The organism is Microbacterium sp. JAI119 (genome assembly GCF_013410135.1).
GTDB classification, from domain to species: domain Bacteria; phylum Actinomycetota; class Actinomycetes; order Actinomycetales; family Microbacteriaceae; genus Microbacterium; species Microbacterium oxydans.
Genome location: NZ_JACCCK010000002.1, coordinates 231,971 through 253,350, shown reverse-complemented (window position 1 = coordinate 253,350; position 21,380 = coordinate 231,971). Strand labels below are relative to the sequence as shown.

The 21,380-nt window shown below is 68.9% G+C and carries 19 protein-coding genes and 1 riboswitch; of the genes, 4 read left to right on the top strand and 15 right to left on the bottom strand.

All coding sequences use genetic code 11. The features are described 5' to 3' along the window. Positions 1-5 precede the first annotated feature (5 nt). The gene (locus tag HDC31_RS12025; protein WP_179516142.1) at positions 6-971 is read left to right on the top strand and encodes an ROK family protein; all 966 of its coding nucleotides are present in this window, start codon (positions 6-8) and stop codon (positions 969-971) included. Continuing rightward, positions 964-1,743, top strand: coding sequence for a glucosamine-6-phosphate deaminase (nagB, locus tag HDC31_RS12020; RefSeq protein ID WP_046748834.1), 780 nt, complete (start codon positions 964-966; stop codon positions 1,741-1,743). Before HDC31_RS12025 ends, nagB begins: the two co-directional genes overlap by 8 nt. Positions 1,744-1,771: 28 nt before the next feature. On the opposite strand, the gene HDC31_RS12015 is transcribed toward nagB, so the two are convergent. The 6 genes from HDC31_RS12015 to HDC31_RS11990 all read right to left on the bottom strand — a co-directional run bounded on the left by HDC31_RS12015 (position 1,772) and on the right by HDC31_RS11990 (position 9,439). After that, positions 1,772-2,179 carry an NUDIX domain-containing protein gene (locus tag HDC31_RS12015; protein WP_046748835.1) on the bottom strand — a complete coding sequence of 136 codons (408 nt, stop codon included), beginning with the start codon at positions 2,177-2,179 and terminating at the stop codon, positions 1,772-1,774. Continuing rightward, positions 2,172-3,536 carry an FAD-binding oxidoreductase gene (locus tag HDC31_RS12010; RefSeq protein WP_179516141.1) on the bottom strand — a complete coding sequence of 455 codons (1,365 nt, stop codon included), beginning with the start codon at positions 3,534-3,536 and terminating at the stop codon, positions 2,172-2,174. Before HDC31_RS12010 ends, HDC31_RS12015 begins: the two co-directional genes overlap by 8 nt. Positions 3,537-3,546: 10 nt before the next feature. Beyond that, entirely contained in the window at positions 3,547-3,918 is a 372-nt protein-coding gene (locus HDC31_RS12005; RefSeq protein WP_046748837.1) for a YrdB family protein, read from the bottom strand. A 9-nt stretch (positions 3,919-3,927) separates the two neighbouring features. Then, complete coding sequence (locus tag HDC31_RS20435; protein ID WP_179516140.1) at positions 3,928-6,024, bottom strand: sigma-70 family RNA polymerase sigma factor; 2,097 nt, start codon at positions 6,022-6,024, stop codon at positions 3,928-3,930. A 734-nt stretch (positions 6,025-6,758) separates the two neighbouring features. Next, the gene (gene nagA, locus HDC31_RS11995) at positions 6,759-7,931 is read right to left on the bottom strand and encodes an N-acetylglucosamine-6-phosphate deacetylase (RefSeq protein ID WP_113680329.1); all 1,173 of its coding nucleotides are present in this window, start codon (positions 7,929-7,931) and stop codon (positions 6,759-6,761) included. Then, positions 7,928-9,439 carry a family 20 glycosylhydrolase gene (locus HDC31_RS11990; RefSeq protein ID WP_113680328.1) on the bottom strand — a complete coding sequence of 504 codons (1,512 nt, stop codon included), beginning with the start codon at positions 9,437-9,439 and terminating at the stop codon, positions 7,928-7,930. The genes nagA and HDC31_RS11990 overlap by 4 nt, the downstream gene beginning before the upstream one ends. A 108-nt stretch (positions 9,440-9,547) precedes the next feature. Further along, positions 9,548-9,632, top strand: a riboswitch (ZMP/ZTP riboswitch). 38 nt (positions 9,633-9,670) lie between these two features. Here HDC31_RS11990 and glyA point away from each other — a divergent pair. Both glyA and HDC31_RS11980 read left to right on the top strand, forming a co-directional pair. Beyond that, on the top strand, positions 9,671-10,945 hold the full coding sequence (gene glyA / locus HDC31_RS11985) for a serine hydroxymethyltransferase (RefSeq protein ID WP_046748839.1): 1,275 nt from the start codon (positions 9,671-9,673) through the stop codon (positions 10,943-10,945). A gap of 168 nt (positions 10,946-11,113) precedes the next feature. After that, positions 11,114-11,992: a bifunctional methylenetetrahydrofolate dehydrogenase/methenyltetrahydrofolate cyclohydrolase gene (locus HDC31_RS11980; RefSeq protein ID WP_046748840.1), complete on the top strand. Its 879-nt coding sequence runs from the start codon at positions 11,114-11,116 to the stop codon at positions 11,990-11,992. Positions 11,993-12,068: 76 nt separating this feature from the next. On the opposite strand, the gene HDC31_RS11975 is transcribed toward HDC31_RS11980, so the two are convergent. The 9 genes from HDC31_RS11975 to HDC31_RS11935 form a co-directional block, all read right to left on the bottom strand. After that, positions 12,069-12,626, bottom strand: coding sequence for a hypothetical protein (locus HDC31_RS11975; RefSeq protein WP_113680327.1), 558 nt, complete (start codon positions 12,624-12,626; stop codon positions 12,069-12,071). Positions 12,627-12,656: 30 nt separating this feature from the next. Further along, the gene (locus tag HDC31_RS11970) at positions 12,657-13,379 is read right to left on the bottom strand and encodes a DUF6882 domain-containing protein (protein ID WP_046748842.1); all 723 of its coding nucleotides are present in this window, start codon (positions 13,377-13,379) and stop codon (positions 12,657-12,659) included. Positions 13,380-13,417: 38 nt separating this feature from the next. After that, entirely contained in the window at positions 13,418-14,647 is a 1,230-nt protein-coding gene (locus HDC31_RS11965; RefSeq protein ID WP_052748791.1) for an MFS transporter, read from the bottom strand. A 113-nt stretch (positions 14,648-14,760) separates the two neighbouring features. Further along, positions 14,761-15,561: an HpcH/HpaI aldolase/citrate lyase family protein gene (locus tag HDC31_RS11960; RefSeq protein WP_113680326.1), complete on the bottom strand. Its 801-nt coding sequence runs from the start codon at positions 15,559-15,561 to the stop codon at positions 14,761-14,763. Then, on the bottom strand, positions 15,546-16,331 hold the full coding sequence (locus tag HDC31_RS11955) for a 2-keto-4-pentenoate hydratase (protein ID WP_113680325.1): 786 nt from the start codon (positions 16,329-16,331) through the stop codon (positions 15,546-15,548). Before HDC31_RS11955 ends, HDC31_RS11960 begins: the two co-directional genes overlap by 16 nt. Positions 16,332-16,340: 9 nt before the next feature. Beyond that, the gene (gene hpaD / locus HDC31_RS11950; protein WP_046748845.1) at positions 16,341-17,504 is read right to left on the bottom strand and encodes a 3,4-dihydroxyphenylacetate 2,3-dioxygenase; all 1,164 of its coding nucleotides are present in this window, start codon (positions 17,502-17,504) and stop codon (positions 16,341-16,343) included. Positions 17,505-17,596: 92 nt separating this feature from the next. Further along, complete coding sequence (gene hpaE / locus HDC31_RS11945) at positions 17,597-19,096, bottom strand: 5-carboxymethyl-2-hydroxymuconate semialdehyde dehydrogenase (RefSeq protein ID WP_113680324.1); 1,500 nt, start codon at positions 19,094-19,096, stop codon at positions 17,597-17,599. Continuing rightward, complete coding sequence (locus HDC31_RS11940) at positions 19,093-19,821, bottom strand: GntR family transcriptional regulator (protein ID WP_179516139.1); 729 nt, start codon at positions 19,819-19,821, stop codon at positions 19,093-19,095. The genes hpaE and HDC31_RS11940 overlap by 4 nt, the downstream gene beginning before the upstream one ends. Continuing rightward, positions 19,818-21,287: a fumarylacetoacetate hydrolase family protein gene (locus tag HDC31_RS11935; protein WP_113680323.1), complete on the bottom strand. Its 1,470-nt coding sequence runs from the start codon at positions 21,285-21,287 to the stop codon at positions 19,818-19,820. The genes HDC31_RS11940 and HDC31_RS11935 overlap by 4 nt, the downstream gene beginning before the upstream one ends. Between the last annotated feature and the right edge of the window lie 93 nt (positions 21,288-21,380).

Sequence of the window (21,380 nt, the reverse complement as noted above, 5' to 3'; positions counted from 1 at the left end):
ATCCGATGACGGGTGCGAGCACTGCCGACCGCGCCGGTCGGCCGATTCGAGTGGGCCTGGACGTCGGCGGCACGAAGATCGACGCGGTGGCCGTGGACCCCTCCGGGGCCATCCGCGGACGCCTGCGCCGACCGACGGGTTGGGGCGATGACGCGGTCGTCGAGAGCATCGTTACGGCCGTGAAGGCACTCGCGGAGGAGAACGGGTTCCCCCTTGCCGACGTCGGCTCCGTCGGGATCGGCATCCCCGGCCTCGTAGACGCCGAGACCGGCCGTGTCGACCACGCGGTCAACCTCGGCGTGGAGTCCCTGGACCTCGCCGTCAGGGCCGAACTCGCTCTTGGAGTCCCGTTCCGCGTGGAGAACGACGTGAAGGCCGCGGCCCTCGGCGCTGCGGTGCTGAGCGGAGTCGCCGGTTCCATGGCCTACCTGAATCTCGGGACCGGCGTCGCTGCCGGGATCGTGATCGACGGACGGATCTGGCGCGGCGCACGCGGAACCGCGGGGGAGGTCGGTCATCTCTCCGTCGATCCGCGAGGGCGCCTGTGCGGCTGCGGGCAGTACGGGTGCGTCGAGACGTTCTGCGGCGGAGGGGCGTTGGCCAAGGCCTGGGGGCGACCCGGCACTCTGCCCATCGGGGACATCTTCGATGCGGCCGACGCCGGGGATCCGCATGCTGTCTCCCTCCGTGACGACCTCTATCACGGGGCCGCCGCCGCAGTGCGTGTTCTCGTGCTCTCCGCCGACGTGGAGAGGGTGGTCATCGGGGGAGGGCTCACCGCTCTCGGCGACCGACTCGAGAACGGACTCCGCGCGGCCCTGCATGCCGGCGCGGAGGCCTCGCCGTTCATGCGGTCGCTCCGCCTGGATGAGAGAATCGAACTGCTTCCCGCGGGTTCCCCCGCTGCCGCATTCGGCGCCGCACTCGTCGGCGCCTCCACCACCGAGAAGGAGATCGTCCCGCATGGCTGAGGTCGTCATCGTCGAGAATGCCGAGGCCGCAGGCGCTTTGGTCGCCACCGAGATCGTGGAGCTGATCGCGCGTCGTCCCGACGCGGTCCTCGGCCTCGCAACGGGGTCGACCCCGTTGCCGGTCTACCAGGCGCTGCGCACGCAGCTCGCAGGCCGCGACGTCTCACAGGTGCGTGGTTTCGCCCTCGACGAGTACGTCGGCATCGACCCGGCGCACCCGGAGAGCTACCGCTCGGTCATCACCCGCGAGGTCGTCGAGCCGCTCGGTCTCGACCCCGCGCGCATCCACGTGCCGAACGGCGCGGAGGCCACCATCCAGCATGCGGGTGAGGACTACGACGCGGCCATCGCGGCTGCCGGTGGAGTCGACCTGCAGATCCTCGGGATCGGCACCGACGGGCACATCGGGTTCAACGAGCCCGGCTCCTCCTTCGCATCGCGTACGCGTGTGAAGACCCTCACGGAGCAGACGCGCGAGGACAACGCCCGCTTCTTCGAGTCGATCGACGACGTCCCGATGCACTGCATCACGCAGGGGCTCGGCACCATCCTGGAGGCGCGCCACCTCGTGCTGCTCGCCTTCGGCGAGGGCAAGGCAGAGGCTGTGGCCGGTGCGGTAGAGGGCCCGCTGTCGGCGATCCTGCCCGGATCGGCGATCCAACTGCACCCGCACGCGACGATCGTCGTCGACGAAGCGGCTGCGTCGCGTCTCGCGCTCGCCGACTACTACCGGTACACGTTCGCCAACAAGCCGGCCTGGCAGGGCATCTGAGACGTGCCTGATGCCTGCCCTGGTGAACTCAGTTCGCCGGGGCGGGCCAGGCGATCGGGAGCAGGTGCTCCAGGCTCAGCGGCGCCAGCGGGAGCGTTCCGACGTCTGCGGGCGTGATCCAGCGCAGCTCGGCGAGCTCGGCCTGGACGGCGACGGTCGCGGGATCGATGGAGGTCGCGAAGGCCTCGGCGACGACACGGTGACCCGGTTCGTTCGCTGCGGCGGAGACGAACGTGCCGAGAGGGCGGAGCGCCGCTTCATCGAGCACCACCCCGAGTTCCTCCTCGATCTCGCGGATCAACGTCTGCGCCGGGGACTCGCCGGATTCCGGCTTGCCGCCGGGCTGCATGAACATGGTCGTTCCCTGCTTGCGGACCACGAGCACCCTCCCCGCTTCATCGACGATCACGGCCGCGCTCACGTGGATGTCAGGCATCGGGGCTGAAGACCTTCCCTGGGTTGAGGATGCCGAGAGGATCGAAGACCGCGGCGATCTGGCGCTGGAGTCGCCACTGGTCGTCGCCCAGTTCGTCGGCGAGCCAGCGGCGCTTGAGCACCCCGATGCCGTGCTCCCCGGTGAGGGTTCCTCCGAGGCGGATGGCGGCGCGGAACAGTTCGTCGGCGGCCGCCCACACATGCGGAGGCGTCTGCGTCCCTTCGAAGATGAAGTTCGGGTGCAGGTTGCCGTCGCCTGCGTGTGCCACCGTCGGGATGACGATGTCGTACTCGCGTTCGATGCGGGCGATCTCGTCGAACATCGCCGGCATGGCGCTCCGTGGTACCGAGACGTCTTCGATCAGCGTCGTCCCCAGCGAGGCCATCGCTGCATGCATCGAACGGCGCACCGCCAGGAGGCGCTCGCCCTCGTCGCGGTCGTGTGAGACGACAGTGAGGCCGTCATGGGCGCGCAGGATCGCGGCGATCGCCTCCGCTTCGGCCGCGGCGGCCGGACCATCGGTCTGGATGGTCAGCTGAGCTGTTCCCTGATGCGGGATGGGAAGAGCGAGGAGCGCGTGCACGGCGGCGAGGCTCGCGGCGTCCATCAGCTCCATGATGGCTGGCTGCACGCCGGCGGCTGTCACAGCGGCCGAGGCGGCGGCAGCGTGACGCACCCCCGAGAAGGTCGCGGCGATCGTGCAGGTCTCCCCGGGGACGAGCCTGCGGAGCTTGAGGGTCGCGCCCACGACGACGCCCAACGTGCCTTCCGAGCCGACCACCAACGCGGTGAGATCGAGCCCGGTCACTCCCTTGACGCTGCGGTGTCCGAGGTGCAGCAGGCGCCCGTCGGCGAGCACCAGGTCCACCCCCAGCACGGCGTCGCGAACCACCCCGTACTTGGCGCAGAGCAGCCCTCCGGCACCTGTCGCGATGTTCCCACCCACCGTGGAGATGTCGCGGCTGGCGGGGTCAGGTGGCCACCACAGCCCGTGAGCCGCGAGCACGGCGTTGAGGTCGGCGTTGAGGATGCCGGGTTCGACGACCGCGAGCAGATCGTCGGCACGGATCTCGTTGATCGCGGTCATCCTGCGCAGGGAGAGGACGATCTCGCCCGTACCGGCGTTCGCGGCACCGGCGAGACCCGTGCCGGCACCACGCACCACGACCGGTGTGCGGGTGGCGGTCGCGATGCGCATGGTCTGCTGCACGTGCTCGACCCGCTCCGCATGGATCACAGCGAGCGGTCTGCCGGCGGCAGCGTACCCTGAGCGGTCGGCTCTGGCTTCCTCGAGCGTCGCCTCATCGGTGTCGACGAGCGCTCCGAGGGACTCCTCAAGGAGCGCGAGCACACTCATGAGGGAGATCTCACGACAATGCGCGCCGGCCGCTGAGCACACCGGCGACCACGGCGACGAGGGCGAAGGCGGTGCCGATGAGTGCCTGCCCCATCGACCACCAGGCGATCGTCACGCCGACGTAGATCAGCAGCTCGACCGCGGCGCGGAGGAACGGGTGCACGCGCAGCACAGGTCGCGGCGAGAGGAAGAGAGCCCACACCAGGATCACCAGTACCGGCGCGCCGATACCGATGACGATGTTCCACGGAAGATCCCAGCTCGCGAAGCCCCACAATGCCAGAGAGGCGACGGCGACGATGAGGACGACAGCGCGCACGATGTCGAGTGCGGTGACCACCGGACGGTCGACGCCGGGAACGGGAGCGGGATCCGAGGACATGGATCCAGTCTATTCGCCGGTGGGGGCTTCCTCAGCCGGTGCAACGGGCGCCTCCGTGGGCGCTGCTGCGGGCGTGGTCTCGGCCGGCGGAGTCTGGACGGGGGCCGTCTCGACCGGAGCGGGTGCTGCTTCGATCGGTGCCGGTGCTGCTTCGACCGGTGTGGGTGTCGGGTCTGACGCGGGTGCCTCCGGCTCGGTAGCGACCGGAGCAGACTCGGACGGCACAGACGACGCGGAAACGTCGCTCGTCGTGGAGGGCTCCGCTGTGGCCGATTCGACCGGAACCACCTCACCCGGAGTCTCGGGGCGGTTGGGCTCGAGATCGAGGAGGGTGGTGACCGCGGAAGGGCCCGTGCCGGATGCGAGGACGTATCGGAACGTGACGGTCGTGAGGTCGGCGTCGATGAACTGCCAGAAGGTGGGACGGAGATCGATGACTCCGAAGCCGGACTCGTCGAGCAGGATGCTGTCGCCTCCGCCGGTGCTGTCGTCCAGGAGCGCCTCGACCCTCTGGCCGGCCACACCCGAGACCGGAATGCTGTAGTGGACCTGGAGTCCGTTGAACCAGATGGTGGCGGTCTGCCACGTAGGTGCCTCCGTGGGGACGACCGGACCCACGGGGTCGACCGGGTCCACCGGATCGACGGGGTCCACCGGGTCGACGGGGTCCACCGGGTCGACGGGGTCCACGGGATCTACGGGGTCCACAGGATCTACGGGGTCCACAGGGTCGACCGGGTCCACGGGATCGACAGGCGGGACGACGACCGGCGGAACGATGACCGGCGGGACCGTGACGGGCGGGACGGTGGCGGGCGGTACAGGAACGGGTGCGCCCGCCTGATCTGCGCCGGGCTGAGGTTCTGCGGCCGGCGGCGCTGGGGTCTCGTCGGGGACGGTGACCGGGGGTTCGATGACGACGGGCTCGTCGAGGTTCATCGTCTCGTCGGGTCCGACATCTGCAGAGATCGAGGACGGGTCCTCATCGCCGGCGTTCGGAAGCGACGTCGCGGGATCGGCACCGGCGAGCCCGGGGACGATCGCGGCGGCGGCGACGACACCGGCCACGACCAGAGCGGCGGATCCCACTCCCACCAGTGCACCGATACCGGTGAACATGCCACCTGCGGATCCGGCTCCTGACGAAGCGCCGGCCGTTCCACCCGCTGAGCCGCCGGCACCGGAACCAGAACCGGAACCGCCGGCCGCGGCGAGACCGGTTGCGGCATGCGTGGCGCCGGGGTCGCCGGCGAAGACGGCACCGGGAATGCTGGACGGCATCGCCGCCAGGGCGACGATCGGCGTGCCGGCGCCCTGGAGCGTGGCGAGGTACCCCGCGGCGCCCGTGACGCCGAGGACGAGTGGAAGCAGCACGAGGGCCAGACGCTTGGAGACGTCCTTCGCCTCGGCCGCGACGATCATGCACCGCGCGCACTCGTCCAGGTGCAGTTCGAGGCGCTTGTGATCGCGAGTGCTGAGGTTGCCGCGCGAGTACGCGCCCAGGTGCTCGATGGTCCACTGGCACTCTGAGCCGTCTTCGGCGCTGCGCAGATGGGCCTGGATCCACGCTTCACGCAGGCCTTCGCGGGCGCGGAAGGCCAACTGCGACACGGCGCCGGCCTTCATGCCGAGCAGCGGCCCGACTTCCTGCGGCTTCATCTGCTCGATCTCGGTGTACCAGAGCACCTCCTGCCAACGGGAGGGGAGGCTGCGGAACGCCTGAGCGGTGAGGCTGCGGTCGAGTGCCTCGCTCGCAGCCTGGTCGGTGCTGTCGGGGTCGGCGACGGTGTCGAGTTCGTCGATCGCCGTCTCGCGGCGCGCGCGCCCCCACCCTGCGGCCGTGTTGCGGATGCTCGTGAAGAGGTAGGCGCGGAACGAGCCGTTGGGGCCGCCGCCTTTGAGGATCGCCTGATAGATGCGCGTGTACGACTCCTGCACCAGATCGTCCGGGTCGATCGACGAGGTCACGGAGCGCGCGACGGAGAGTCCGGACGGATAGTGTCGGCGCCAGAGTTCACCGAACGCCCCCGTGTCTCCCGAGCGGGTGCGGAGGATCAGGTCGGCGTCGCCGATCGTTTCGTCGTGAGTCGTGTTCTCTTCGTGCACAATCATCCATCTGTCGCGGGGCGCAGCTGCGCCTCCACCGGAAGAGACGCAGGAGAGCGCCTCTCATCACGCGACTTCATCATTCTCTCGCGAATCTCCCAGGTAAGCCACCCTCCGTCGGAACTCCAAGCGGATGCCCGGCTTCGGGCACTGTCACCGCCCAGCGGGCGTGCGATGTGCGGGGCCGGAGATCGACGACGTCTTTTCGGGCTGTCGAAGTTTTTTCGGGAAGTCGCGTAATGAATCGGGATGTGCCACGTCTCATCCCATGTAGACAGCCGTAGCGATCCCACCGGGGGGCGGGATCCAGGCACTGGTGCGGGGGGTATTCGCGCCGGTCGGGCGGGTCGGGATCCTCGGGGGAGGAGAACCCGGCCGCCCGTCTCACGAGGGGGAACGAGGCCGCCGATCTGGGGAACGGCGGCCTCCCACACGTTGATCAGATGATCGAGAGCGACTTCTCGAAGTTTTTTCGGGAAGTCGCGTAATGAATCGGGATGTGCCACGTCTCATCCCATGTAGACAGCCGTAGCGATCCCACCGGGGGGCGGGATCCAGGCACTGGTGCGGGGGGTGTTCGCGCCGGTCGGGCGGGTCGGGATCCTCGGGGGAGGAGAACCCGGCCGCCCGTCTCACGAGGGGGAACGAGGCCGCCGATCTGGGGAACGGCGGCCTCCCACCCCACCAACGCATGACCGGAGAGCGCAGAGCTGCGCGTCGCGCGCGGCGCCGTCTCAGACGAGCAGCCGTGGTCCTGACCACACGCGCGCGACGCGCAGTTCCGCATCCAGCAGCACGGCGTCGCCGAGCATCCCGGGACTGAGTCTTCCCAGGAAGGCGTCGCGCCCGATCGCACGCGCCGGGGTCTCGGTGAGAGCCCGGACGGCTTCCGCCAGGCTCGCCCCTGCCTGCACGGCGCGCTGCAGAGCCACATCCTGCGTCAGCGTGGAGCCGGCGATCGACCCGGTGTCATCGGCTCTCGCGACTCCGTTCTCGACCGTCACGCTCACCGCGCCGAGGTCGTAGTGGCCGTCGGCGCTTCCTGCGGCCGCCATCGCGTCCGTGATCAGCGCCACTCGTCCCGGCGCGGAGTCGAACACCAGCTTGATGACGTGCGGGTCGAGGTGGACGTTGTCGGCGATCGCCTCGAGGACCACACGGTGGTCTGCCGCCGCGGCGAGCACAGGTCCGGGGGCACGGTGATGGATGCCCGGCATCGCGTTGAACGCGTGCGTGAGGATGGAAGCGCCGGCCTCGAACGCCGCGACCGCCATGCTCGCGTCCGCGTCGGTGTGCCCGACCGCAGCCGCCGAACCGGCTGCGACGATCTGCCTGATCGCGTCGAGCCCGCCTGGAAGTTCGGGAGCGATCGTGACCTGGCGGATGGTGCCACGTCCGGCGTCCAGCAGTCGCGCGACGTCGGCGGTCGTCGGATGGCGCAGCAGTGACGGTTCGTGCGCACCGTGGTGACCGGGGTCGAGGAACGGACCCTCGAGGTGCGAGCCCAGGATGTCGGCATCCGTCTCGGTCAGGTCGGCGATCAGCCCGACGCTGCGGGCGAGCGAATCCAGCGACGCCGTGACCAGCGACACGACGGCGCGGGTCGTGCCGTGCTCCCGGTGCAGATCGCGGCCGATGCGGATCGCCTCCGCCCCGTCGTCGAACGCCGCGCCGGCGCCGCCATGGCCGTGGATGTCGACGAATCCCGGGGTGAGCAGAGCATCGGCACCGGCGACGGCCGTCGCGTCGACGACCTCATCCGCGGACGTCCACCCCGAACCGGTCCCGCGCTCGGTCACGATGCCGTCGTCGATACGGACCCAGCCGTCCTCGACGATGTCGCCGTGGTCGACGATCCGTGCGGAGTGGATGACCAGCGAACCGGTCGCGGAGGAGTGGGTGCTCAACGTGCGCTCCAGGGGATCTCGTCTGCGGGGTGGAAGTCGACCCCCTCAGCCTTCCACAACGGGGCGAGCGACCCGACGCGCACGCGGAACGACTCCCACGCGCGTTCCGGTGCCTCTCTCGGCGACCAGGCGACCTCGGCCTGTGCGGCCGCGCGAGGAAAGACCAGCTGTTCGACCTCGTCGAGCGTGCGGGTGGTCTCCGACCACAGTGGAGCCTCGATGCCGAGGATCGCGCTGTCCGGCACGTCGAGGACGTCGGTGGGTTCCCACTCGTAGGCGGAGCGCACATCGATGATCGCTGCCCAGGTGAGGCCCAGCGGGAAGTCCTCGGTGTACTTCATGTCGAGATACGTGACGTCCGCCGCCGACATGATCAGGGCGCCGCCGCGCTCGACGAAGTGGGCGGCCTCCTCGGCGTGTGTGCCCTCGGGGGTGGTCTTCCCCCAGTACTGTCCGACCGTGCCCTCGGCGATGTGCGCCGCCGAGCCCATCTCGTGCCAGGCCACCGGGATCCTGCCGGCTTCCACGACGATCGCGGTCGCGCGCTCCGCGAAGAGATCGAAGTCGGCTTGAGGTGTTCCGAGGGACTCGTCGCCGCCGATGTGGATGTAGGGGCCAGGGGTCATCTCGGCGAGCTCACGCACGACGTCGCGCACGAAGTCGTAGGTGCGCTCATCGTGGATGCGCACGCTGGAGTGGCCGACCCCCCACCCCAGGTAGGTCTCACCGGCGACGGGGAGGGGCTGGCCGAGCCGCTCCGACTCCGCGATCAGGTTGTCGTTCAGCACGGGTGCCTCGACGAGCTCGGGGTAGGCGACGCCGATCGCGTGGGTATGGCCGGGAAGGTCGATCTCGGGGATGACGATCATGTGACGCGAGGCGGCGTATCTCACGATCTCGCGGTAGTCGTCCTTCGTGTAGAAGCCGCCGGGGTCGCCGTCCGCCGAGGTGAGGGATGCCCGCTCGGTCAGCAGGGGCCAGGAGTCGATGTGCACGCGCCACCCCTGGTCGTCGCTGAGGTGCAGGTGCAGGTGGTTGAACTTGAGGGCGCTGGTGCTGTCGATGAACCGCTTGACGTCGTCGACGCCGAAGAAGTGACGCGCCACGTCGAGCATGACTCCGCGCCGCGGGAAGCGGGGGGAATCCGCGACGTCCGCGCCGAGCAGGCCCCAGCCGGACTCGTCCTGGCGCAGCAGCTGCAGCAGTGTCTGCACGCCGTAGAACAGTCCCGCCTCGTCGGCACCCACGACGACAGCCCGCTCGCCGACCTCGAGTGTGTACCCCTCGGGTGCGGAAGAGGTCGCATCGATCAGCAGCTCGATGTCGGCGGGCGCCTCGTCCGCGAGCGACAGGCGGATACCGCTGCGACGCTCGACCGCCTCGATCAGCTGGTCGGCAGCAGGGGAGGAGCCGAGAACACGCGTCGTCGCGGTGATCGGCATCCGTCCTTCGCGCGGGACGGCCGAAACGGGTGCGGGGACCAGAGGGAGAGGATGAGGAAGGACCATGAACAAAACCTACCCGTCGGTGTCGTCGAGGGGAATGGTCGAGATCGAATCGATTCTGCGACGATGGCCGGATCAGCAACGTGCGCGCCGGCTCTGATCGGCTATGCTCGTAACCGTCGCGACTGGCGTCTGGGTGGACTACCACCGGGGAGCGACTGACCACGGAATTCGACCGCGCGCCTGGGCCGATAGGAACACCCCTTTCGAATCCGTCGTCAAAAGGAGCACGTCATGACCGACCGTTACTTCAACGCCCCGCTCTCCGAGGTCGATCCCGAGATCGCCCAGGTGCTCGACCGCGAGCTGAAGCGTCAGCAGACCTTCCTCGAGATGATCGCATCGGAGAACTTCGTGCCCGTCTCGGTGCTGCAGTCGCAGGGCTCCGTGCTCACCAACAAGTACGCAGAGGGCTACCCCGGTCGTCGCTATTACGGCGGCTGCGAAGAGGTCGACGTGGCTGAGGAGCTCGCCATCTCCCGCGCCAAGAGCCTGTTCGGCGCGGAGTTCGCGAACGTCCAGCCGCACTCAGGTGCATCCGCGAACGCCGCTGTGCTGCACGCGATCGCCCGCCCCGGCGACACCCTGCTCGGCCTGTCGCTCGACCAGGGCGGCCACCTCACGCACGGCATGAAGATCAACTTCTCCGGTCGTCTCTACGACATCGTCGCCTACGGGGTCGACCCTGAGACCTCGACGATCGACATGGACGAGGTGCGTCGTCTCGCGATCGAGCACAAGCCCAAGGTGATCATCGCCGGCTGGTCCGCCTACCCGCGCACGATGGACTTCGCGGCGTTCCGTGCGATCGCCGACGAGGTCGGGGCGCTGCTCTGGGTCGACATGGCGCACTTCGCCGGCCTCGTCGCCGCAGGTCTGCACCCGAACCCGGTTCCTCACGCGCACGTGGTCTCCTCGACCGTGCACAAGACCATCGGCGGACCGCGCTCCGGCTTCATCCTCACCAACGACGCCGAGCTCGCCAAGAAGATCAACACCGCGGTGTTCCCTGGCCAGCAGGGCGGGCCGCTCATGCACGTGATCGCCGCGAAGGCGACCGCCTTCAAGCTCGCAGGCACGCCGGAGTTCAAGGAGCGCCAGGAGCGCGTGCTCCGCGGTGCGAAGCTCATCGCCGAGCGTCTGTCGCAGCAGGACGTTCAGGACGCCGGCATCGCCGTGCGCTCAGGCGGAACCGACGTGCACCTCGTGCTCGTCGACCTGCGCGACGCCGAGATCGACGGCAAGCAGGCCGAGGACCTCCTGCACGACATCCACATCACGGTGAACCGCAACGCCGTGCCGAACGACCCGCGTCCGCCGATGGTGACCTCGGGTCTGCGCATCGGTACGCCCGCGCTCGCGACCCGCGGCTTCGGTGATGCCGAGTTCACAGAGGTGGCCGACATCATCGCGCTCGCGCTGCTCCCCGGTGCCGATATCGAGGCCCTCCGCGCGCGCGTGGACGCCCTCGCCGCCGCTTTCCCGCTCTACCCCGACCTGCAGCAGTAGCACCTCTCGCTCCTCGCTCCGCGAGTGCACGCGATATCGCCGAGTGCACGGCTCGTTCACGCGAACCGGCCGTGCACTCGCCGAGTACCGGTGCACTCGACGGGCCGAGTGGGGCGAGGGGGCAAGGTGAGCAGGAACAGGACACGACAGGGAAAGAAGGAAGAAGACATGACCGCGAAGATCCTCGATGGGAAGGCGGCCTCTGCGGCGATCCGTGCCGAGCTCACCGAGCGTGTCGCCGAGCTGAAGAGCAAGGGGATCACGCCGGGAATCGCGACGGTGCTCGTGGGTGCCGATCCGGCGTCGCAGCTGTACGTGGGCATGAAGCACCGGCAGTCCGAGGCGATCGGCATGAACTCGATCCAGCGTGAACTGCCCGCCGATGCGACGCAGGCCGACGTCGAGGCCCTGATCGACGAGCTCAACGCCGACCCCGCCTGCCACGGCTACATCGTGCAGCTGCCCCTGCCGAAGCACATCGACACGGACGCGATCCTCGAGCGGATCGACCCGGCGAAGGACGCGGACGGCCTGCACCCGACCAACCTCGGTCGGCTGGTGCTGAACGTCAACAGCCCGATCCACACCCCGCTGCCGTGCACGCCGCGCGGTGTGATCGAGCTGCTGCTGCGCAACGACTACGACCTCAAGGGCAAGCACGTCGTGGTGGTCGGACGCGGGGTGACCATCGGTCGCTCCATCGGCCTGCTGCTGACCCGACGCGACCTCAACGCGACCGTCACACTCACCCACACCGGCACCGTCGACATGCCGAAGTACCTGCGTGAAGCCGACGTGATCGTCGCCGCCGCCGGGGTGAAGCACCTGATCCGCGCGGAAGACGTCAAGCCCGGAGCCGCCGTGCTCGACGTGGGCGTGACGCGCGAGACCGACCCCGACACCGGCAAGAGCCTCGTGTTCGGCGACGTCGCACCGGATGTGGCCGAGGTCGCGGGGTACATCTCCCCGAACCCGGGCGGCGTCGGCCCCATGACGGTCGCCCTGCTCATGACGAACGTCGTGGAGGCCGCTGAGCGGTCGCTCTGACGACGACCGACCTCGAGACGAGAAGGCGCCCATCCTGGAGGATGGGCGCCTCTCGTCTTCGCGGAGCGGGGTCGAATCAGCCCAGCTCGTCGAGCATCCGACGCTGCTCGGCCGTCAGACCGTCTCCGAGCTCGTCACGTGCGGCTCGGGTCTCGGGGGTCTCGGGGACGGGCGCGGCGGCGGAGGGCGCGGTCTTCGTCCCGCCCTTCATCCTCGCCTGCACCGAGTCGTAGATCTCGCCGGCCTTCGCCCGCAGGCGATCGTCGATCTGGTCGTAGATCATCCACCCGAACAGCAGCGCCAGGGGCGGCAGCACGAATGCCCAGAACCCGGAAGCGCGCACACCGCTCAGCCAGACCGTGAGCACCCAGATGATGAGTTCGACGAGGTACACCAGCACGTACTGCACGATCTTCTCGCCGGTCTTCGTGCGCTCGGCCGCCGATTTCGCCGCCGATCTGCGGAAGGCCCCGGCGAGCAGGGGCTTCACGAACAGGGCGGCGAGAGTCAGGACGACCGATGCCCACAGGGCGTTGAGGCCGACGGAGACGCCCGGCAGCAGCAGGCCGATCAGCAACAGGGCCGCGACGTTGAACACGTAGAGCGCGGCGAACCGGACGATTCCGTTCTTCATGCGACCAGAATCCCACACCTCAGGAGGCGATCACCCCTGGGTCTGCAGGGTGCTCTCGATCCCGCTGATGCGGGCCTGCTCGTCGAAGCGGAAGCTCGCGGTTCCCGTGGCATCCGACACCGTCGCCCCGGAGAACGCCTCGTCCGTCCAGGTGAGGGTCCACCCCGCGAGACGCGCGAGGTCCCAGACCGCCGTGCGCGCGTCGGGGAGTGCCGTGGCGGAGAGGACACGGGGCAGTGCGATGACCGCATCCGCGACCGTGAGCGGTGCGAGCGGGGCATCGAGGAGGAACACGGCGCGGGTTCCGTTGCCGACCGGGGCGGAGTAGTACGGGGAGCGGCCAGTGAGCTCGACGGCGACACCGCCGATCGTGTGCGCAGCCTGAGCGATCCACGCGTCGTCGCCGGACACGCCGTCGGGGAACGGCACCTCCGCCGTCGTCAGTTCTGTGATCCCGTGCTCGCTGCCATAGGCGTGCAGCTGACCCGCGACGCCCTGCGGGTCGCCGCTCGGATGCGCCCAGGCCCAGAGGAGAGAGCGGGGGCCCGGCGCGATCGTCGCGATCAGGTGGGCGCGGGCGACCAGCTGGCGAGACGGATCCGCGTCGGACGTGAAGGTGATCGTGCCGGCGGCCAGGTCGGCGTCCCAGCGGTGCTCGCCGAGGGCGTCGGCAGCGGCGGACAGGGCGTCCTGACGGAGTGCGACGAAGAGAGCGGCACGATCGGCGAGGGGCTGGAGCGCGGCGAAGGTCATGCCCACAGTCTCGCGGTCGATGCTATGAATCCGCTCGCTCATACGGGGAGCGTCGCGGATTGCGGCCTGCCCATCCGCCACACGCTCGGCACCGCGAGCGTGACGAGCGCGACACCCGCGTAGACGACCCCGGACGTGATCAGAACGGTCGCCGGATCTGCGTGCGTGATCAGCCAGCCGTAGACCAGGGTTCCGATCGGCATCACGACGAAGCTCCCGAGCATGTCGTAGCTCGACACCCGGGAGAGCTTCTCGCCGGGGATGTTCTCCATCATCGCGAGGTTCCAGCCGGTGCTGAACACCTCGGCGCCGGCACCCGCGATGAAGGCGGCCATGGCGAGCAGGACCACGGCGGGGTGGACGCCCAGCATCGTGACGGGGATCGCGAACGCGGCCATGCCGATCATCCCGTAGCGCAGCGGTCGTCGCAGCGGGAACCACATCAGCAGCAGGGTCATCAGCAGCACCCCGACGCCTTCGGCGCTGACCACCCATCCCCAGCCGGTGATGCCCAGCAGGTCGTTGTTCTTGGCGATGTACGGACCGACGACGCCCCACGCGCCCACATGGATGGCGTTCATGATCATGAAGGCCAGCACGATCGTCCACAGCCACGACCGGCTCCAGAACTCCCGCCAGCCGATGCGGAGGTCGTGGAACATCGTGGTGCCGCCCGCGTGCGATGGCGGCGGGAGCTTCACGAGCGCCAGCACCGGGATCGCGATCACCCAGCCGGCGGCCTGCACCACCATCGCCCACGCCGGCCCCGCCGTCGCCACCAGGACGCCCGCGATGATCGGGCCGCCGATGGTCACGGCGGACCGCACGAAGGACAGCATCGCGTTCGCCTGCTGCAGGTGCTCCGGCGTCGTCAGCTGCGGGATGATGCCCTGCATCGCGGGCAGCACGAATGCCGTGGAGGCGCCGTTCACGATCGACAGCACGATGAGCAGGGGGATCGTGGCGGTGCCGGTGAACAGCAGAGCCGCGATCGTGCCGATCGAGAGGATGTCGACCACGTAGCAGGCCTGGATGATCAGGGCACGGGGGAGACGGTCGGCGATCACTCCACCGAACAGCACGAACACGATGTTGCTGATCGTGAAGGCGGCGAGCACGAACGACAGCGACCTGGCGTCGTTGTCGATCTCGAGGACCGCGAACGCGAGCGCGATCGACGACATCGAGCCGGCGATCATCGTGATGGCGCGCGCCAGGAAGAACCAGCGGAAGTTGCGGTCCTGCATCGCGGCGAGCCCGCGGATCACCTCACGACCTCGCCTCTGTGCACCCGGCTATCCTGCCATGGCCCGGAGTCCTTCGAATCGCGCAAAGGGGTGCATCCAGGACCTGGATACGACGATTCGCGCGAGTCGAACGGTCAGTAGCTGGCGCGGTCGGCGGCATCCACGGCGATGAAGCGAGCGGCCAGGGCCTCGGAGGCGCGGGCGAGCAGCGCCACATCGGCTCCGACCGCCACGAAGTCGGCGCCGGCCGCGAGATAGGCATCGGCGGCCGCGGGGTCGAAGGCGTTCACACCCACGGCCTTGCCCGCAGCCTTGACGGCGGTGAAGACCCTCTCGACAGCGGCCGTGACCTCGGGGTGGGTCTGCTGGCCGAGCAATCCCATCGACGCGGAGAGGTCGGAGGGACCGACGAACACCGCGTCCACCCCGTCGACCGCGGCGATGTCGGCGGCGGCTTCGACGCCCGCGGCCGTCTCGATCTGCACCGTCAACGACACGTGTTGCGCGGATTCCTGCAGATACCGGTCGACGCGATTCCAGCGGGCGCTGCGGGCCAGAGCGCTGCCCACTCCGCGCACGCCCTCCGGCGGGTACCGGGTCGCGGCGACGGCGGTGCGCGCCTCTTCGGCGGACGACACCATCGGGACGATGAGGTTCTGCGCCCCGAGGTCGAGGACCTGCTTGATCGCGACGGTGTCATTCGACGGCACCCGAACGAGGGGAGCGATCGGGTAGGCGGCGACCGCCTGAAGCTGCACCAGCACGGACTCCAGCGTGTTCGCCGAGTGCTCCATGTCGATCAGCAGCCAGTCGAGACCCGACCCCGCGGCGACCTCGGCGAGCAGCGGGCTGCCGGAGCAGACCCACATCCCCACGAGCGATCGGTCGGAGTCGGCCAACTGCTCGCGGAAGGACGGAGCTAGACGAAGCGGCATGCGATTGTTCCCATCGGTCCGTAATCGCACAGCACCTCGTCGCCGCGCGACACCCACATCGGGCGCGTGAACGATCCTGCCAGGATGATCTCGCCCGCTTCGAGACGCGCGCCGTGCTGGTGGAACTTGTTCGCGAGCCATGCCACTCCGGTGGCCGGATGCCCGAGCACCCCGGCGGCGACACCGGTCTCCTCGATCTCTCCGTTGCGGGAGAGCACGCCGGGCACCCAGCGCAGATCGATCTCGTCCGGACGCCTGTGCACCGTGCCGAGCACCATCGCCCCGTAGGCGGCGTTGTCGCTGATGGTGTCGACGATCGTCCGGCCCTCGAGCTCGATGTGCGAGTTCAACACCTCGAGCGCCGGCACCGCGTAGTCGATCGCCGCGAGAGCGTCCTCGAGAGTGCAGTCCGGCCCCTCGAGCGGCGTCTTCAGCACGAAGGCCAGCTCGACCTCGATGCGCACGTTCGAGAAGTGGTCGACGGGGATCGCGGCGCCGGACTCGTACACGGTGTCGTCGAACATGACGCCGTAGTCCGGTTCGGTGATCCCCGTCGCCTGCTGCATGGCCTTGGAGGTCAGGCCGATCTTGCGCCCCACGAGGCGACGTCCCGCAGCGATCTGCGAGTCCCTCCAGACGCCCTGGATCGCGTAGGAATCCTCGACCGTGGCTTCGGGGTACCGCGCCGTGATGCGCGGGATCACGCTGTGCGCGCGGTCGGCATCGGCGAGTTCTGCGGCGATCGCGGCGATCGTCTCCTCTGGCAGCATCGGATCCTCCTAGAGCTGGTGGCCGAGCTTGTACTCGCCCTGCTTGTACTCGGGCATGTCCTTGTCGTCTTCCGCTCGCGTGTAGGAGAAGCCGTCGGCACCGATGGTCACTGCCATCTCGCTGGAGTCGGTGCGGGCGACCACGGGCTGCGGGTTGCCGTCGAGGTCGAGCACCAGAGACGCATCCGTGTACCAGGACGGGACGACGGGGTTGCCCCACCAGTCGCGGCGCTGGTTGTCGTGCACGTCCCAGGTGATGACCGGGTTGTCGGGGTCGCCGGTGTAGTAGTCCTGCGTGTACACCTCGACGCGGTGCCCGTCGGGGTCGCGCAGGTAGAGGTAGAACGCGTTGCTCACGCCGTGACGGCCGGGACCGCGCTCGATCGAGTCGGAACGGCGCAGAGCTCCGAGCTTGTCGCAGATCGCGAGGATGTTGTGCTTCTCGTGCGTCGCGAAGCACACGTGGTGCATGCGCGGTCCGTCGCCGCCGGTCATGGCCGTGTCGTGCACGGTGGGCTTGCGGCGCATCCAGGCGGCGTAGACCGTGCCCTCCTCGTCCTGGATGTCCTCCGTGACGCGGAAGCCGAGGTCCTGCATGAAGCCGACGGCGCGCGGCACGTCGGGGGTGACCTGGTTGAAGTGGTCGAGCCGCACCAGCTCGCCGGGGATGTGCAGGTCGTACCGCCACGACATCCGCTCGACGTGCTCGGTGGCGTAGAAGAACTCGTACGGGAAGCCGAGGGGGTCGACCACACGCACCGAGTCTCCGATGCCCTTCACGAAGCCGCCCTCCTTGCGGCGCACGTCGCAGCCCAGCTCGGTGTAGAACTCGACGGCGCGGTCGAGGTCCTCCGGCGTGCGGACGCGGTACGAGAACGCGGCGACGGCGGCGATCGGTCCCTTTCGCAAGACGAGGTTGTGGTGGATGAACTCCTCGGTCGAGCGCAGGTAGATCGCCTCGTCGTCCTCCGCGGTCACGTACAGACCCAGGACGTCGACGTAGAACTGGCGCGACGCGGCGAGGTCGGTGACCACGAGCTCCATGTAGGCGCAGCGCAGGATGTCCGGAGGCGAGCTCTGCGGCGTCGCGATGGGGTTGTCCGAGCGGATCGGCGCCTCCTGGGAGACGTAGAAGCCCGAGGAGGTCAGGGTCATGTCGTCGCGGTGTGTCATGTCAGCGTCCTTGCTTACGGTTCCGGTCGCGATATTCCAGGGAATTCGGGCGAGAAGCCTGTCATATCGCGACCGGAGCGGAGGGGTTGTGGTCAGTTCTTGCCGAAGGTCGGGTTGTGCGAGTGCTCAGCGAGCGTGATGTGCACGCTCTGCTGGTCGGTGTAGAAGTCGATGGAGCGATAGCCGCCCTCGTGGCCGAGGCCCGATGCCTTCACACCGCCGAACGGGGTGCGGAGGTCCCGCACGTTGTTGCTGTTCAGCCACACCATGCCGGCCTCGACCGACTGCGCGAAGTTGTGCGCACGCTTGAGGTCGTTGGTCCAGATGTAGGCGGCCAGACCGTACTTCGTGTTGTTCGCGAGCGACAGCGCCTCGGCGTCGGAGTCGAAGGGCGTGATCGCGACGACCGGACCGAAGATCTCCTCCTGGAAGATGCGGGCATCGGGGGAGACATCGGCGAACACGGTCGGTGCGACGAAGTTCCCTTCCTCGAAGCCCTCCGGACGGCCACCGCCGGCGACCAGGCGGCCCTCGCCCTTGCCGATCTCGACGTAGCTCATCACCTTGTCGTAGTGCTCGGGGTGAACGAGCGCTCCGACCTCCGTGGCGGGGTCGTGCGGGTAGCCGACCTTGACGCGCTTCGCCTGCGCCGCGTAGCGCTCCACGAACTCCTCGTAGATCGACCGCTCGACGAGGATGCGCGAACCTGCCGTGCAGCGCTCGCCGTTCAGGGAGAAGACTCCGAAGATGGTCGCGTCGACGGCGGCCTCCAGGTCGGCATCGGCGAAGACCACGGCGGGCGACTTGCCACCGAGCTCCATCGAGAGCCCCTTGAGGACGGGGGCCGCGTTGCCGAAGATGATCTGTCCCGTACGGCTCTCGCCGGTGAACGAGATGAGCGGCACGTCGGGGTGCTTCACGAGCGCGTCGCCCGCGTCTTCGCCGAGGCCGTTGACGAGGTTGAAGACACCCTGGGGGAGGCCGGCCTCCTCGAAGATGCCCGCCCAGAGGGATGCCGAGAGCGGCGTGAACTCGGCGGGCTTGAGCACGACCGTGTTGCCGGTGGCCAGTGCGGGACCGAGCTTCCAGGACTCGAGCATGAACGGCGTGTTCCAGGGTGTGATGAGTCCGGCCACGCCGATGGGCTTGCGGTTGACGTAGTTCATCTGCTTGCCCGGCACCTTGAAGGCGTCGTCGGACTGCGCGACGATCAGGTCGGCGAAGAAGCGGAAGTTCTCGGCGGCGCGGCGGGCCTGCCCCAACGCCTGCGTGATCGGCAGGCCGGAGTCGTACGACTCCAGCTCGGCGAGCCGGGCGTCGCGCGACTCCACGATGTCGGCGATCTTGTGCAGCACCCGGGAGCGCTCGCGCGGCAGCATGCGCGGCCAGGGACCTTCGTCGAAGGCGCGCTTGGCTGCGGCCACCGCGAGCTCGATGTCGGCCTTCTTGCCGGCAGCGGCCGTCGTGTAGGTCTTGTTCGTCACCGGGTCGAGCACGTCGAACGTGTCGCCGTCGACGGAATCCACGAAGGCGCCGTCGATGTAGTGCTGGATGTGGTCGGGGAGGTCGGCGGGGATGCGCGAATCGGTCATGAGGTTTCTCCGGTCGTCTGTGCAGAAGTCGTCTGTACTGGATTCGTCTGAGCTGAGGTCGTCTGGGCGGAACGGGTGTGCAGGGCGTCGAGGAACGCGTCCATGGTGCGCCAGCGGTGGTTGCGCGCGGCGAGTTCGATCTCGAGCGGATCGGCGCCTGCTCGGATGAGGTCGAGGATCTCGGTGTGCTCCTCGACCGAGTGCTGAGCGCGCCCTGGAATCGAGGCGAAGGTCGTCTCGCGGATGCCGGAGAGTCGCGACCAGCCGCGGTGCACGAGATCGAGCAGGTGCGGGTTGGGGCACGGCTCGAACAGCACCGAATGGAACTGGCGGTTGAGCTCGGTGAAGGCGTGCGCGTCGAGGTGGTCGAGCATCTGCGCCATCCGATCGTTGATCCGGGCGGCCTCCTCGAGGGCCTGGTCGTCGAGCAGGGGAGCGGACAGGGCGGTGGCGCAGCCCTCGACGAGGCCGAGCGTCTGCATCGTGTGCGCGTACTCGCTCTCATCCACGAGGGTCACCCGCGCGCCGACGTTGCGCTCGAACGTCACGAGCCCTTCGGCCTCGAGACGGCGGATCGCCTCGCGCACGGGGACGACGCTCATCTGGAGATCGTCGGCGATGGATCCCAGCACCAGCCGGTATCCGGGGCTGAACATGTGTCCCGTGATGCGGGAGCGCAGCCACTCGTACGCGACCTCGGACTTGCTCGCGGCCGTCGTGGTCATCGTGTGCTCCCGTCGGACACGGCCTTCTCGTAGCGTGCCCGCCACTCGGCGTTCAAGGGGAAGAGGCCGTCGACCGGGTGTCCTGCGGCGACCTGCTCGGCGATCCAGGCGTCTTCGATCTCCTGCGCGACGGCGCTCGCCGCGACCTCGGCGGCCAGGGCCGGTGGGATCACGATCACGCCGTCGCTGTCGCCGACGATGATGTCGCCGGGCTGCACGGTCGCGCCGCCGCAGGAGATCGTGACGTCCACGTCCCACGGCACGTGCTTGCGACCGAGCACCGACGGGTGCGCGCCCTGCGAGAACACGGGAAGGCCCATCTCGGCCACCGCGTCGTAATCGCGGACGCCGCCGTCGGTGACGACTCCCGCTGCGCCTCGCACCTTGGCGCGCAGGGCCAGGATGTCGCCGAGCGTGCCCGTCGTGGCATCGCTGCGAGCTTCGATCACGATGACCTCGCCGTCCTCCACGGCGTCGAACGCCCGCTTCTGGGCGTTGTAGCCGCCGCCGTGCGAGGCGAAGAGGTCTTCGCGGAACGGGACGAAGCGCAGCGTCTTCGCGGTGCCGACGATCTTCTGTCCCGGGATGTTGACCGAGACCCCGTCGATGAAGCAGGAGTGGTGTCCGCGCTTGCGGAGCTGCGCCGAGAGCCCGGCCGTCGGCGCCTCCAGCAACTGTGCGCGCAGTTCGGGGGAGAGGCCGGGAGCCTTCTCGACGGGAGGCAGTCCTGCTTCCGCCCGCGAGCCCCATGCTTCGGTGCGCTGCAGGTCGTCCACGGCGGGGAGCGAGCCGATCTGTCCGTCGAACGGAGTCTCGCCCTGGGTCACGGTGGTGACGAGCCGTCCCGAGCTCGGGGCTCCCGGTGCATCCGGTGCGTCCACCTCGACCTCGACGACGTCGCCGGGGACGATGACGGATGAGCCGGCGGGGGTGCCGGTGAGGATCACATCGCCGGGTTCGAGCGTGAAGTGCTGGGAGAGGTCGGCGACGAGTTGGGCAAGCGGGAAGATCAGTCCTGCCGTGGTGTCGTCCTGGCGGAGTTCGCCGTTGACCCAGGTGCGCACGCGCAGCGCCGCGGGGTCGACGGTGCGGGCATCGATCAGCTCGGGGCCGATCGGGGTGTAGCCGTCGCCGCCTTTGGAGCGGACGTTCGAGCCCTTGTCGTTGGCGCGCAGGTCGTACAGGCCGAGGTCGTTCGAGGCGGTCACCCAGCCCACGTGGGACCAGGCGTCGTCGAGGGAGACGCGGCGCGCGGCCGAGCCGATCACGAGCGCGATCTCTCCCTCGAACGCCAGCAGCTCGGTACCGGCCGGCCGCTCGACGGTGCCGCCGGAGACGCCGACGGAGCTGGCCGGCTTGAAGAAGTAGGAGGGGGCGGCGGGGCGCCGGCCGCGCTGATCCGCTCGGGAGGCGTAGCTCAGGTGGATCGCGATGATCTTGCCGGGGCGGTCGATGGGTTCCGTCACGGGGCGCCTCCTCGCGCTGTCAGTGTCCTGCGCGACGCCTTGTGCGTCGTATTCGAAATCATATATTATCGGTTCACCCCTCGGCAAGCACTT